The sequence below is a fragment of the Paenibacillus sp. VMFN-D1 genome (assembly GCF_003386155.1).
Classification (GTDB): Bacteria; Bacillota; Bacilli; order Paenibacillales; family Paenibacillaceae; genus Paenibacillus_AQ; species Paenibacillus_AQ favisporus.
Genome location: NZ_QRDU01000001.1, coordinates 2,958,768 through 2,972,618, shown reverse-complemented (window position 1 = coordinate 2,972,618; position 13,851 = coordinate 2,958,768). Strand labels below are relative to the sequence as shown.

Here is a 13,851-nt window from a genome sequence, read left to right as displayed (position 1 = left end):
ATGGCGCTGATTTTGTCGTGTTCCTACGTGCTGCATGAACTGCTGTCCGCCAATTTGGACCTGCTGTACTTACTCAGCCTTGTCCTGATTTTCGCGGATATCTATAAAAACAAACGGCTGACGGTCAAAGCACTGGGTTACATCTACCTTGTCGTCCTGTATGCGCTGCTGCAGATCGTGCTGAACGACCAGATCGAGATTCCAAGACTGGTGATTAACGTCGCGAAAATCTTTCTGAACGTCTTTTTATTCATCCAAATCAAGGAATCGAAAATTCCATTACCGGTATGGAGAAAAATGGCCGTCTATTCCTCCCTGCTTCATGTATTCCTTCTTGCCGTCAGCCTGGCGTTTAAAACGCAGTGGCTGTGGAGATTGGACGAAACGGTCAATATTTATCAAAAAACGAGGCTGTCGCTTCTGTACTTCGAACCGAGCGAAGCCTCTTTTCATGCCGCCTTGCTGGTTCTGCTGCTCGTTTTCTTTGCCCTGCGGGAGAAATCAGGTTCCAGGAATCTTCTCCACTTTGCGCTGATCGGCGCGAATCTGGTTATCGTGGTGCTCTCGGCCGGCATGGGAGGGATGTTCAGCCTGTCCCTGGCCTGTGTCGTGATGTACTTATTTTATTTAAAGGAAAACTTCAGCACGGTCCGGGTGCTCGGGCTGATTGCCCTGATCTTTCTGGCGGCTCTTAGTGTGCTGGCGGTCGTGAACAGCAATAACAGCTTCTATCTCCGCTTTAACGATATCGTGAACGGAAATGACGGGTCGGTCGTCTACCGGTTTAACGTCAGCTTTCGCGTCATGAAACAGATGCTGCTGGACACGCATTATTTCGGCATCGGCTTCGGCAATCTGAACACGGACACGATCCATAACACCTATGCCGGCTTCGGGCTGGTGGATGTCATCTCCAACTCCTTCATGTACGCCTTAGCCGAGGGAGGGTGGCTGATGCTCCTTCTCCTCGCTGTCTTCTTCCTCTCATTGGTTCTTCCGGTTCGTCCGGAAGAAAAAATATTGAAATACGCGCTTCTCTTCTTTATTGTCAGCTACCAAATCGCCGGAGGATATTTTACGAACCCGGTCAATTGGATTGTGTATGGCATCATAGCCAATCCCTATTTGCTTCGGCACAGCCGCAGCCCAAATCCTATTCCCGCTGAGAATCTGCCCGCCGCAGGCATTCAGAGCACGGGGACCTTGGAGTTGAAGTCATGAAACTGCTGCATGTCACCCTCGGATTGCCCCCATACCGAACAGGCGGACTGACGAAATACAGCGTCGATCTCATGCTGTCCCAGCTGCAGCAGGGGCATGAAGTCAGCTTGCTGTATCCGGGGCGTTATACATGGTCCGGAAAAATGAAAACAAAGCCAAACCCTCCGTATGAGGGCATCGGCGTATACGAGATCATCAATCCGCTTCCGGTTCCCCTTCTCGGAGGGATCGGCCGCCCACCCGCATTTTCCCGAGCCGGAGATCCTGAGGTATTCCTTAAGCTGCTCCGGGAAGTACAGCCGGATCTGATCCATTTTCACACTTTGATGGGAATCCATAAAGAACTCTTGGAGGCGGCCAAAGCGCTGAGAATCCGGACGGTGTATACGTCGCACGACTACTTCGGCATCTGCCCCAAGGTCAACCTCCTGAATGCGGCAGGAGACCACTGCGACGATTTTGACCAGGGAAAGAGCTGCATTTCCTGCAACCAGCATGCGTATTCGCCGCACATGATCTACATGATGCAGTCCTACAGCTACAGGCGCTTGAAAAACAGCCGGATTTTGCAAAAGGCCCGCAGGGCCGTGAAAAAACGAACTTCCAGCACTTCCAGCACTTCCAGCCAAATGCCTAGGAAAGCGGGGGATTCCAAGCCTATGATTCATCCGGAACGGGCCAACGAATACAAAGAGCTCAGAAGCTATTACTTGGAAATGTATCAAATGATCGACGAGTTTCATTTCAACAGCCAGGTGGCCAAGGAGATTTTTACGGCTTACCTGAACGTGAAAGGAAAAGTCCTGTCCATCCGCCACCGCCATATGGCCGACCGGAGAGTCTTAAAATCATTTCCTTCCGCGGATGAACCCCTGCGCATCGCTTATTTGGGTCCGGTTGACCGCTATAAAGGATTTTTCCTGCTGCAGGAGGCGCTGGATCAACTGCCGGATACCCAAGCGGGCCAATGGCACCTTCACGTTTACGGAAATGACGGCATCCCGGCATCGGCACCCCCTGCCGAACACTGCACCTTTCATGGCCGCTACGAACCGGATCAGCTTGCCGGTATTTTTGCGGAAACCGATCTGCTGATCGTCCCCAGCGTATGGAAGGAAACGTTCGGTTTCGTCGGGCTGGAAGGGCTGTCGCACGGGGTACCGGTGCTGGTCTCCAGACAGGCGGGCGTGAAGGATATGATCGCAGACGGAGTCAACGGATGGATTTTTGAGCCTGATCCCGCGGATCTGGCGCAGCGTCTTACGCACCTGCTGACCAATCGGCATTTGCTCGCCGCGGCGAACCGCAGCATCGTGAACAGCGAACTGGACTTGTCCATGAAGCGCCATGCCCAGGATATCTATGAATGGTATCTTCAAATCGGAGAAGAGGTCGTGGTCAAATGAAGCACGTGTTTATCGTTGGCTCGAAAGGAATACCGGCGAAGTACGGCGGGTTTGAGACCTTCGTCGACCAGCTGACCGGAAGAAAGACCGACGGGGATACAAAGTATCATGTCGCCTGCCTGTCCGACCGCAAAGCAGAGGAATTTGTGTATCAGGATGCGCGCTGCTTTCCGGTGCATACACCGAGGATGGGAAGTGCAAGGGCGGTCGTCTACGATGTGCTCAGCTTGCTGGAGTGCGTGAAATATATCAAAACCCATCGGCTTGAGAACAGCATCGTTTATGTATTGGCCTGCCGGATCGGCCCTGTTTTCTATATTCTAAAAAGGCAGCTCGAAAAGCTGGGGGTGCCTGTGTTCGTCAATCCTGACGGTCATGAATGGAAGCGGGGAAAATGGAGCGCACCCGTCAAACGCTACTGGAAGTGGTCCGAGCGGCTAATGGTGAAGCACGCGGATCTTCTCGTTTGCGATTCCCGCGGGATCGAGCAGTACATTCATGACATGTACGCCCGGTATGAGCCGAATACCACCTTTATCGCCTACGGGGCGGACGTGACGCCGTCGCCGCTGGACGATGAGGATCACCGGTTTACGGATTGGATGAACCGGTTCGGATTGTCCAAATACGGCTATTATTTGGTCATCGGCCGCTTTGTTCCGGAGAACAACTATGAATTGATGATCCGCGAGTTTATGAAGTCGGGCACCGCCAAAGACCTGGTCATTGTGACGGGGGCCCAGCAGCAGCCGTTTTATGACGAGCTGAGGCTGAGAACGGGTTTCGATTCGGATCCGCGGATCAAATTTGTAGGAACCGTCTACGAGCAGCCGCTCTTGAAAAAGATCCGGGAGCAGGCATACGGATACTGCCATGGTCATGAAGTGGGCGGAACGAACCCGTCCCTGTTGGAATCGCTGGCATCGACACGTCTGAACCTTTTGTTTGACGTCGTATTCAACCGGGAAGTCGGCGGGGAGAGCTGTCACTATTTTTCGAGTGAATCCGGCGCCTTGAGCAGGCTGATTGATGAGGCTGAATCGTGGAGTCATGAAGAGCTGGAGGAGCTTGGAGAACGGGCGAAGCACCGGATCCGGAGCTTATATTCGTGGGATCTTATCGTGCAATCCTACGAAACGCTGTTTCAAGGGAACGATTATGTGCCGGCGAAGCAGGCGGGCGGACGCCGGCTGGCGCGCACCAAAGGGACGACCACACCTTTGTGAAGTAAATTGTGAAGTAAACTGGGCCCATTCGTCAGGGTACAGCGCTTGGCTAAATGGAACTTGCGGCAAGTAAAATAGGCAAGCGGCCCTAGGGAAATGTCCAAAGCTAAGCAAGTCTGCCCCGAATACAATAGCATTGGACTTGACATTCGTTGATGGGGAGGTTTTGCCTATGGGTCGTCTTTTTGATAGGCATCGGCAGAAGAAGGGGATAGGGCAGCGGGGAAACAGGGGCCGCGCCAAGCCGGAGAAGAAAATCGCTTCCATATCGGCGGCTGAAGCGACAAGCGGGAATCTTCCGCTGAACTCGGTGGGGACGTCCAATCTGGTGGATGGGGCTGTGGTGACGACCAAAATCGCCGAACATTCGGTCACTGCCGACAAGCTCGGTTTATCCTGGCTGAGCGTCCCTGCCGCCGCAGGCTTCGCTGATGCCCTGAGCCGGTTGAAGGCCCAAGGGGGTGGCGTGCTCGTAGTCCCCGCGGGAGATTATCCGATCCCGGCCGATACGGTGGTGGATCCGGGCATTACCCTTCGCTTGATGAACGGGGCCCGGCTGAACATCGCACAAGGAAAAGTGCTGACCATTAACGGCGGCGTGGAGGCCGGATTGTACCCCATCTTTACAGGTTCAGGCATCGTGAAAGGGGCGCTGGCCGAATATTATCCGCAGTGGTTCGGAGCGGCTGCCGACGGGAACGCGGACGATTCAGCCGGCATTCAGGCCGCCGTCAACGCAGCGGACGGTTCGGGGGCGACCGTGGTCCTGCCTGCAGGAACGTACAAAATCAGGGAGATCAAGCTTCAGAGCCGTATGAAGCTGAGAGGAGAGAAGGGTGCAGTACTGGAGCCGTTTACCGCGGGTCAGGATGCAAAACTGACCGCTTCCGGAGCAGCCGGATTCGAGGTAGCCGACCTTGAAGGACCCATCAGCTTGAACATCCTATCCAGTTCGGATTTCGTCATCCGGAACCTCCGGGTTCGTCAAAATGTGGAGGGATGGCATATCTACCAGTCCGAAGACGGACAGCTTATGGATAACCGCATCGTGGAGTCCGCCAACAAGGACGAACGATTCATATACCTTAACGATTGTACCCGTATGCTCGTTCAGGGCAACCAGATCCGAAATCAGACCTTGTTCAACGGCGCAGATCCGAACAGCAATACGGGAATCAATATTTCCTCCTCCAGCTACTGCCAAATCGTCAATAACTATGTGGAAAACTGCGGCGGTCAGGGCATCTGCTTCGACACCAATACAGGGATTGCGGACGCTGCGTCCCGGGCCTGCTTCAGCAACATTGCCGCAGGCAATATCGTGATCGGGAACGGGCAGGAAGGGATTACGGCGTTTGCTTCCAAACAATACGAAACCTATGATATAACGGTCGTAAACAATATTTGCATCAATAACCGGTATAACGGGATCGAATTTTGGGGTGTCAGGCAGGGCGTGATCGAGGGGAACAGCATCAGTGCGCCCGCGATGAAGGAGTACAGCTTCGGGGCGATCAACATTTTTGCGACGAAGGACGTCATTATCGACGGCAATTCGATCGAGAATGTGCCTACCTCCGGGATTGCACTGGTCAACGGACCGAAATATCCAGAGTCCCGGTGCCAGAATATCATCATCACGAGCAACCGGATCTTGAACTGGAACAACCTTGACCTGAGCCCCGCGACCAATCATGACCAGATCTGCGGGATTAATTTGTTCAATGCCGACTGCTGCCTGATTCAAGGGAATCTGCTCATGGACACGAGACCCGGTCGAAAAAATATCGTAAAAGCCATCTCTGTAGTGGAAGGCCGCCATCTGATCCGGGGCAATATCAATCCCCAAAATTTATTGATTGACGACCATGTGGAAGCCGATTTGACCTGGGCCGGGCACCAAATTGCCGAACGGACCCCTTTCGTACGGTTTTCGTCCTTGCCGGGCGACGTCAACAACGGTGTCATGACAGGGGTGGACCCCGGAACCGTATGGTATAACCACAGCAAGCGGGCGTTGTTTTATAAAGGATACGATAAAACGATGCTGACCCCGCTCGTTCTGGATGAGAAGAGCACCTCCGGGTTCCCGTCCGGTGACTATGCGCCGGGATTTTTCAGCTATCAGACCCAAACGGGAAGGCTGTTCTACCGCGGTAAACCGAATAATTCCAACGGCAAGTACGCGGAGGTCGTGCTGAAGGATAAGTTCATCAATTTGAAAAGAAGTACCGAAGTGTCGAAAATCCCGGTCGAAGGCGACACATACTACGATACCGTTCGGAAAAAGCCGGTCTATTACGACGGCGCAAACTGGAGAGATTTCAGCGGTAATATCGTTAGCGTGAACCCGTAATCAAGGGATGTCCTGTGGTGTGCAGATCATATGATGGTAGAGAGAGGGGTTGTTCGCAAGTGAAAGGCATCATTTTGGCAGGGGGCAGCGGCACCAGGCTGTATCCGCTCACCAGAATTATTTCCAAGCAGCTGCTGCCGATTTATGACAAACCGATGATATATTACCCGTTGTCCGTTCTTATGCTTGCGGGGATCCGGGATATTCTGATCATATCGACGCCGCAGGACACTCCCCGGTTTGAAGAGCTGTTCGGCACAGGTGAGCAGCTCGGAATCCGGCTGTCTTATGCAGTGCAGGAACAGCCGAACGGGCTTGCGGAGTCGTTCATCATCGGCGAGAAGTTCATCGGCGGGGACAGCGTGGCTTTGATCCTGGGAGATAATTTGTTCCACGGCCATGGACTGACCGAAATGCTGCAGACGGCGGTCCAGCGGGAGCAGGGTGCCACGATCTTCGGCTACCATGTGCAGGATCCCGGCCGATTCGGCGTAGTGGAGTTCGATGCAGACGGGCGGGCCGTTTCCATTCAAGAGAAGCCGGCAGAGCCGAGGTCCAATTACGCGGTGACCGGGCTGTATTTTTATGACCGGAACGTTGTGGATTACGCCAAGCAAATCGTACCATCAGACAGGGGAGAGCTGGAAATTACCGATATTAACCGGATGTATCTGGAGCGTGGACAGCTGCGTGTGGAAATATTGGGCCGCGGTTTTTCGTGGTTTGATTCGGGAACGCATGAGTCGCTGCTGGAGGCTTCCCAATATATTGAGACGATTGAGAAAAGGCAAAGTCTGAAGGTGGCCTGCCTTGAGGAAATTTCCTATTCCAAAGGGTATATCAACCGGGAGCAGCTGACTCTGCTTGCCGAGCGGATGAACAAAAATGCATACGGGGCCTATCTCATGCAGCTTGCCGCCGGTAACGTCCAAGCCATCTATCAATGATGGATCGGCTGGATACATACGAAAAGCCGGCACCTCTGCGGCAGAGGGCCGGCTGTGAATGGGGAGCAGGCCCAGCAGCTCTGCTGTTTCCTTGCTTCCTCAGTAAACTTTATGGATCACATCCTCAAACGCCGGCTCTTCCGTATGGATGTCGGCTGCTTCGCCCCATGCGGACATTTCGCGCAGAATGTCCACCGCACGGATCTGCTGGCGGTTCGCTTCAACCCGGACGTAATCGGGTCCGGTCTCGACAACGCGGAACGCTTCCCCGGTGGGGAGGAGAACTTCAAGCGGGAGCCGGAGGCTCTCACCTGGCGGTAGCGGGATGGACCAAGCTCCTGCGAAAGTTACCCGGATCGTCGTCGGAAGACCGATCTTCTCCCGGAGTTCATCGATCGTCCCGTCATAGCTGAGCTGCCCGTGATTGATGACCATGACGCGCTCGCAGAGCTGCTCGATGTCGTCCATGTCATGGGTGGTCAGCAGGATCGTCTTGCCGAACTCGGTATTCAGCGTCTTCAGAAAATCGCGGATGCTGCGCTTGGCGGTGACGTCGAGGCCGATCGTCGGTTCATCCATGAACAGGACGTCCGGATCATGCAGCATCGAGGCCGCGATGTCGGCCCGCATCCGCTGTCCGAGGGACAGCTTGCGCACCGGCGTCGTCCAAAATTCCCCCAGGCCGAGCAGCTCGGACAGCTGTCCGAGACGCAGGTCTCGCTCCTCGTCCCCAACTTTATACATATGGGCCAATATTTCGTATGAGTCTTTGACCGGCAGATCCCACCACAGCTGGCTTCGCTGCCCGAAGACGACGCCAAGCCGGCTGACGACGCGGCGCCTGTGCCGATGAGGATCGACCCCGCCGATGCGGACTTCCCCCGATGACGGATGAAGGATGCCGGTCAGCATTTTGATCGTCGTCGATTTGCCCGCACCGTTCGGCCCGATATAACCGATAAAATCCCCCTCGTTGATCGTAAAGCTGATATCTTTCACCGCTTCCTTGACGCGGTATTCCCGCGTAAACAAGGTTCGGATGCCCGCGAAGCTCCCCTCCTTGACCACAGGCGTTTTAAACTGCTTGTGCAGCCCCCTGGCTTCAATCATCGGCTGGGGCCGATCCTTATCCGCCGACCGTTCCAACTCCGTTCGTACGGCTGCTTCTGTCATGATTCCCATATCGATCTTCTCCTTTCTAGCTTCCGGTACTTTGGTAACGGGACATGCCGAATGTCCACAATTTCATGCTGGCGAAGAGGCAGACTGCCGCCACCAGGACGATGCCAAGCAGGACCCAGGCGCCCAGCTCCCTGCGCAGGATAAACAGCGAAGGTACATAATTGACAAAACCGACGGGAATGACGACGAGCAGGATGGACCGGAGCCAGACAGGATACAAGACCAGCGGGTAACGGACCGCGGTCTGGGAGGCGTCCTCCGTCAGCGTCTGCAGCTCGTTGATTCGGGTCAGCCAGAACCCGGCGGTAGCGGTGGCGAGACCGATGGCGAACAGGATGACTGCTCCTGTAAAGATCACCAGAAAAGTGAAGGGAACCGCTATCCAGGTAATTTGCCCGGCCTGCAGCATCCCGTGCAGCGCCCAGCTCAGAATAAATCCGCCCTGCAGCAGTTCCCCCGGCATCATCCGGAAGTTTTGCGACATCAGGGCTAGCAGAACAGGGACCGGCCGGGTCAGGAGCTGATCCAGGTCGCCTGACGTCAGGTAGTTCTCGAGATGATGAACATCATTGGCAAAGCTGCGGTACAGCGCCTTGGACAGCGTCATGACGGCAAACAGGTAGCCGACTTCATAGAGCGACCAGCCTTTCACCGCGCCGAACTTGTTCAGCACGATGGCAATCATGAGAAACTCGGCGATCTGGATCCCGGCGGCCAGAAACATCCCAAGCAGAAAGTTCATTTTATACTGCATCCCGCTGCGGACACTGGACCGGATCAATACGAAATACAGATGAAGCCAATACCGTATGTTCATCCGCCCTGCACCTCCACCTTGCGGCGAACGACCGCCGTTACGCCAAGACAAGCCAGAGTCATCAGTACGCACCATACGAGAGAGCCCAGCAGCCGGGAGGCATCCTCAAACCCGAGGTAAATCCGGGTCGGTACGTACAGCAGGTAAGGATAGGGGGAGAGCCAGGAAACCGTTTGCAGCCAGCGCGGCAGCCATTCCACCGGAATGAAGAAGCCTGCCAGCAGGTTGATCAGGGCATGGTTCATCCAATACAGCCAGCTGGATTCCGTGGTCCACAAGGCCGTAGCCCCGATGATGTAATTCATGCAGATCGATAAATAGGCGGCCGCGGCCAAACCGGCCAGTGCCAGAAGCAGGGTGGTGACTTGCTGCGGAAGCGACAGGGAGAATACGAGGACGTACAGCAGATAGATCGGAACGGACTTGTACACAAACTGGTACGCGATTTGACCCCATTCCCGGCACATCAAATGAACGAACAGATGAACCGGGCGCATCAGATCCAACGAGATCTGGCCTGTCCTGACCGATTGGGGAATGCCCAGCCCATTGGTCGTAAATCCGGAAATCCACAGCGATGCCTGGGTAAAAGCGATGTAGCCGATCATCCCTTGCACGTCGTATTCGCCGAGCGGCCTGTCCTGGCCGATGCCGATCCAGATGCAGGCATACAGGTAGCCGAACAGGGCGCTTGCAACGTTGTGCAGCATATGGGCCCCGCGATACTGCAGGTTGCGCGCATACGCTTTTGAAGCAAGTGAGAAATAAAGCATTACACACCTCCGATAAGTTTTGTGGCGACGAGAACCGTCAACTTCAGTCAAGGCGGGTGAGTGAGAAGGATTTCCATCATACCAAAAATAGGATAGTGCGACAAGGAAAAGTTTTAGGTCGGAGGCGGATACATCCTTGCCTGCTGCCATGCGCATGCAGCGTCATGACATTCCACTATAACGCTTTCTTGCCGCTTTTACCACGTGATTTCCCACAATTATTTTTGTAAACAGAGGCGGTCCGGCGCATATTGACTTGCCCTTCCTTCCGAGTAGAATGGGAGCAAAGACGAAGTGAAAACGACAAAATGATTCGGTTTGAAGGCACCGGAGGAGAGTACCCGATGATATCATTCAAGACGCGGCCGCAGCACCGCCGCAAGACTTCCATGCAGCGCAGAAACCTGAGGGTAGCCAGCCTGGAAGGCATCCCGGCCGTGATGTTTATGACCCTGCTCGGCGGGCAGTTTTTGACCGGTTATCTGCTGTACCTAGGCGCAAGCTCGGGTGAGATTGGATTCGTGCTGGCGATCACGACTTTTGTCAATATCGTCCAAATTTTTGCCGCGTATCTGATCCAGAGGCTGCGCAGCCGGAAGTGGACGCTGGTGCTGTTCGTAGCCGTGCACCGGGTCATTTGGGGGAGCACCGGTCTCGTGCCGTTTATTGTCCCGAAGCCATACTGGGTGCCCGCGTTTATCGTATTGTACACGGTGGCCTTCATGTTCAATACGCTGGGGGGCATTCTGTGGAACTCGCTTATCAGCGATATGGTCCACCCCAAAGTCAGAGGACGGTACTTCGGCATCCGGAACACGATTCTGAATGCGCTCGGAACGCTGGTGATGTACGGGGGTGGAGTCATCCTCGATCATGAGCCGGGCGGAAAGGGATTTCTGCTGCTCTATATCATCGTCTGGGTCTGCATTGCGGCCAATATCGCCGTGTTCTTCTTCTATCCGGACATTCCGTTTGAGCGGTCCTCGGAGAAGCGTTTTATCCCGATGCTGAAAAAACCGCTGCGCGACGCTTCTTTTCTGAAGGCGACGCTCTTCCTGGCCGGATTCCTGTTTCTGCAAAACCTGGTTGTGCCGCTGTATTCGTACGTCATGCTGGAAATGCTGCACATCAACTACCAGACGCTGTCGCTGCTGAACGTGCTGCAAACGGTGTCCATGATGGCCAGCTTCTATGTGTGGGGGAATCTGAACGTTCGGCACAGCAACCGCAGGCTGCTGTTCTGGACGCTGCCGATCATCGCATTATCCTGCCTGTGCTGGGGGCTGCTGTCGGTGCTGCCGATGCTGCCTGTACTGATTGCGGCACATATGATTTTTGGCATCGGTGTCGGCGGATTCAACCAGCTGGCGTTCAATTTCATGATCGGTGACACGCCGAAGGCGGAGCGCCCGATGTATATGGCGATGTACGCGGCGATTACGGGTGTCGCAGCGTTCTTTGGCCCGCTGATCGGGGGCAATCTTTACGAGCTCATCGGCCACTGGCCGGAATGGACCCGGATCTATGGCGTGCAGATCGTCGTCGGCCTGAGCATGCTGCTGCTGACGGTCAGTCTCGGCCGGAAAATTCTGCGGAATTCGTGAGGGCTCGAGAAAAAGAGGTCAATGTTCATCCTAATCGAATGAGAGTGGTTGAGGGTACCTCCCATAAGAAGACGGCAAATTGAGCTTCCGTCTTCTTGAGGGAGTTTTTTTGTTGCTTGAAGCTATGCAAACGGGCGGAGCGTCCTCACAACAGCAAGGCGAATGTCTCTCTATGGCCTTGCGCAAAGCCGGCTTTTCGCGTGAACCTTCCGACTGGGTGGAAGTTGTTATTGCTTTAGCTAGGCGGACGCACGAAGCAGCGGAGAGATCGAAGCCATTCCGGAAAAGCGAAGCGGTCGCCTTTGTCCCCGAATATCCACCATTGAAATGGATTCAAGGATATTCGGGGGCAACAGCGATTGAAGGAAGGATTCGAGCGCAGAGCGTCCTCACAACCGCCAAACACAGCGCGTCACAACAGCAAAGCGAACGACTCGATGGCCTGGTGCAAAGCCGGCTTTTCGCTTGAACCTTCCGATTGGGTGGAAGTTGTTATTGCTTTAGCTAGGCGGACGCACGCAGAAGCGGAGAGATCGAAGCCATTCCGGAAAAGCGAAGCGGTCGCCTTTGTCCCCGAATATCCACCATTGAAATAGATTCAAGGATATTCGGGGGCAACAGCGATTGGAGGAAGGATTCGAGCGCGGAGCGTCCTCACAACCGCCAAACGAGGCACCCGGGTAACGATTTAGCATGGCCTCAAGGCTAAACCAAAGTCCGTCTTTTCGCGTGAACCTTCCATTCGGGGGTATAATGAATAAGTAGAGGTGAATTTAGGAGCAAGGAGGAATCATTTATGTTTATCAACCAAATGTATATAAATGGCGCCTGGAAGGATGCCGCGGAGCACATCGACGTCCTGAACCCGGCCACCGGTGACGTGATCGGCACCGTACCGAACGGCGGCGCGAAGGAGGCTGGCGAAGCCGCGGATGCGGCTTATGAAGCGTTTCCGGCATGGTCTGCGCTGACGGCGGACGAGCGGGGGGCGCTGCTGATGAAATGGCACGGCCTGATCGCAGAGCATGCGGACGAGCTCGCCCGGATTATGACGACAGAGCAGGGCAAACCTCTGAAGGAAGCCGCCGGAGAAATCGGCTACGCGAACAGCTTTATTTCCTGGTACGCGGAGGAGGGCAAGCGCGTCTATGGGCAGAGCATACCGGCCTCGTCCGCTTCGCAGCGGATCTGGGTGCAGAAGCAGCCGGTCGGCGTCGTTGCGGCGATCACGCCATGGAACTTCCCGGCGTCGATGATTACCCGCAAGGTTGCGCCGGCGCTGGCCGCCGGCTGCACCGTCGTGATCAAGCCGTCCGAGGAGACGCCGTACACGGCCTTGAAGCTCGCTGAGCTCGCACACCAGGCCGGACTTCCGGCTGGCGTGATCAACGTGGTGACCGGCGAGGCGGCAGCGATCGCCGGCCGCTGGCAGCAGGACGAGCGGGTGCGCAAAATTTCCTTCACCGGCTCGACCGCCGTAGGCAAGGAGCTGATGAAGGGAGCGGCCGAAACCGTCAAGAAGATTTCCTTGGAGCTTGGCGGCCACGCCCCGTTTATCGTGACCGCCGCGGCGGATCTGGACAAAGCGGTGGACGGGCTGATCAAGTCCAAGTTCCGCAACGGCGGCCAGACCTGCGTCTGCACCAACCGGGTGTATGTGGATGAACGGATCGCCGGCGAGTTCACCCGCAAAGCGGCGGAACGGACAGCCGCGCTTCAGGTAGGCAACGGCATGGAGGAAGGCGTGGATATCGGTCCGCTCATCAATGCCAAAGCGGTGGACAAAGTGCTGCGGCAAATTGAGGACGCCAAAGCTAAGGGCGGGATCATCGTGACGGGCGGCGAGGCGCTACAGCATTCCGGCGGACACTTCGTGCAGCCAACCGTGATTGAACAGGCGACGGACGACATGGAATGCATGGTACACGAAACGTTTGGACCGCTTGCTCCGATTACGACCTTCCGTACGCTGGAGGAAGCTGTGCAGCGGGCCAACCGCAGTCCTTACGGGCTGGCCGCTTACGTCTTCACGGAGCGGATCCAGGAGGCGCTGTACGCCGCCGAAGCACTCGAATACGGAATTGTCGGCGTAAACGATCCGCTGCCTTCCACGGCGCAGGCTCCGTTTGGCGGATTCAAGCAGAGCGGACTCGGACGGGAAGGCGGCCATTTCGGCATCGAGGAATACCTCGAGGTCAAATATGTATCGCTCCGGCTCTAACCGGAGGAGCGGCCGAAAACGCGCGGTGACTGGGCGCTGGCCCCACATCCGGGAAATGCACCAGGCAGAGCTCTGACCAAGATTTCATGCAAGCCGCC

General features: G+C 55.5%; 11 protein-coding genes. 8 read left to right on the top strand and 3 right to left on the bottom strand.

Going from position 1 to position 13,851, the window contains the following annotated elements; all coding sequences use genetic code 11:
• The 5 genes from C7820_RS13685 (at window position 1) to rfbA (ending at window position 7,156) form a co-directional block, all read left to right on the top strand.
• Window positions 1-1,221, top strand: coding sequence for an O-antigen ligase family protein (locus C7820_RS13685; RefSeq protein WP_116231340.1), 1,221 nt, complete (start codon window positions 1-3; stop codon window positions 1,219-1,221).
• Window positions 1,218-2,627, top strand: coding sequence for a glycosyltransferase (locus C7820_RS13680; protein ID WP_116231339.1), 1,410 nt, complete (start codon window positions 1,218-1,220; stop codon window positions 2,625-2,627). Before C7820_RS13685 ends, C7820_RS13680 begins: the two co-directional genes overlap by 4 nt.
• The gene (gene cps2T / locus C7820_RS13675; RefSeq protein ID WP_116231338.1) at window positions 2,624-3,853 is read left to right on the top strand and encodes a beta 1-4 rhamnosyltransferase Cps2T; all 1,230 of its coding nucleotides are present in this window, start codon (window positions 2,624-2,626) and stop codon (window positions 3,851-3,853) included. Before C7820_RS13680 ends, cps2T begins: the two co-directional genes overlap by 4 nt.
• Before the next feature lie 172 nt (window positions 3,854-4,025).
• Window positions 4,026-6,209: a right-handed parallel beta-helix repeat-containing protein gene (locus C7820_RS13670; protein WP_116231337.1), complete on the top strand. Its 2,184-nt coding sequence runs from the start codon at window positions 4,026-4,028 to the stop codon at window positions 6,207-6,209.
• A 59-nt stretch (window positions 6,210-6,268) separates the two neighbouring features.
• On the top strand, window positions 6,269-7,156 hold the full coding sequence (gene rfbA, locus C7820_RS13665) for a glucose-1-phosphate thymidylyltransferase RfbA (protein WP_116231336.1): 888 nt from the start codon (window positions 6,269-6,271) through the stop codon (window positions 7,154-7,156).
• A gap of 99 nt (window positions 7,157-7,255) precedes the next feature.
• Here the strand turns inward: rfbA and C7820_RS13660 are convergent, their stop codons facing one another.
• The 3 genes from C7820_RS13660 to C7820_RS13650 all read right to left on the bottom strand — a co-directional run bounded on the left by C7820_RS13660 (window position 7,256) and on the right by C7820_RS13650 (window position 9,928).
• Window positions 7,256-8,266 carry an ABC transporter ATP-binding protein gene (locus tag C7820_RS13660; RefSeq protein ID WP_116231776.1) on the bottom strand — a complete coding sequence of 337 codons (1,011 nt, stop codon included), beginning with the start codon at window positions 8,264-8,266 and terminating at the stop codon, window positions 7,256-7,258.
• 88 nt (window positions 8,267-8,354) lie between these two features.
• Window positions 8,355-9,155, bottom strand: coding sequence for an ABC transporter permease (locus C7820_RS13655; RefSeq protein WP_116231335.1), 801 nt, complete (start codon window positions 9,153-9,155; stop codon window positions 8,355-8,357).
• Window positions 9,152-9,928, bottom strand: coding sequence for an ABC transporter permease (locus tag C7820_RS13650; protein ID WP_116231334.1), 777 nt, complete (start codon window positions 9,926-9,928; stop codon window positions 9,152-9,154). The genes C7820_RS13655 and C7820_RS13650 overlap by 4 nt, the downstream gene beginning before the upstream one ends.
• A 344-nt stretch (window positions 9,929-10,272) precedes the next feature.
• Between C7820_RS13650 and C7820_RS13645 the strand changes: the two genes are divergently transcribed.
• The 3 genes from C7820_RS13645 to C7820_RS13635 all read left to right on the top strand — a co-directional run bounded on the left by C7820_RS13645 (window position 10,273) and on the right by C7820_RS13635 (window position 13,753).
• Window positions 10,273-11,532: an MFS transporter gene (locus tag C7820_RS13645; RefSeq protein ID WP_076168479.1), complete on the top strand. Its 1,260-nt coding sequence runs from the start codon at window positions 10,273-10,275 to the stop codon at window positions 11,530-11,532.
• 79 nt (window positions 11,533-11,611) lie between these two features.
• Complete coding sequence (locus C7820_RS13640; RefSeq protein WP_116231333.1) at window positions 11,612-12,001, top strand: hypothetical protein; 390 nt, start codon at window positions 11,612-11,614, stop codon at window positions 11,999-12,001.
• A gap of 327 nt (window positions 12,002-12,328) precedes the next feature.
• Window positions 12,329-13,753: an NAD-dependent succinate-semialdehyde dehydrogenase gene (locus C7820_RS13635; protein WP_116231332.1), complete on the top strand. Its 1,425-nt coding sequence runs from the start codon at window positions 12,329-12,331 to the stop codon at window positions 13,751-13,753.
• The last annotated feature ends 98 nt before the right edge of the window (window positions 13,754-13,851 follow it).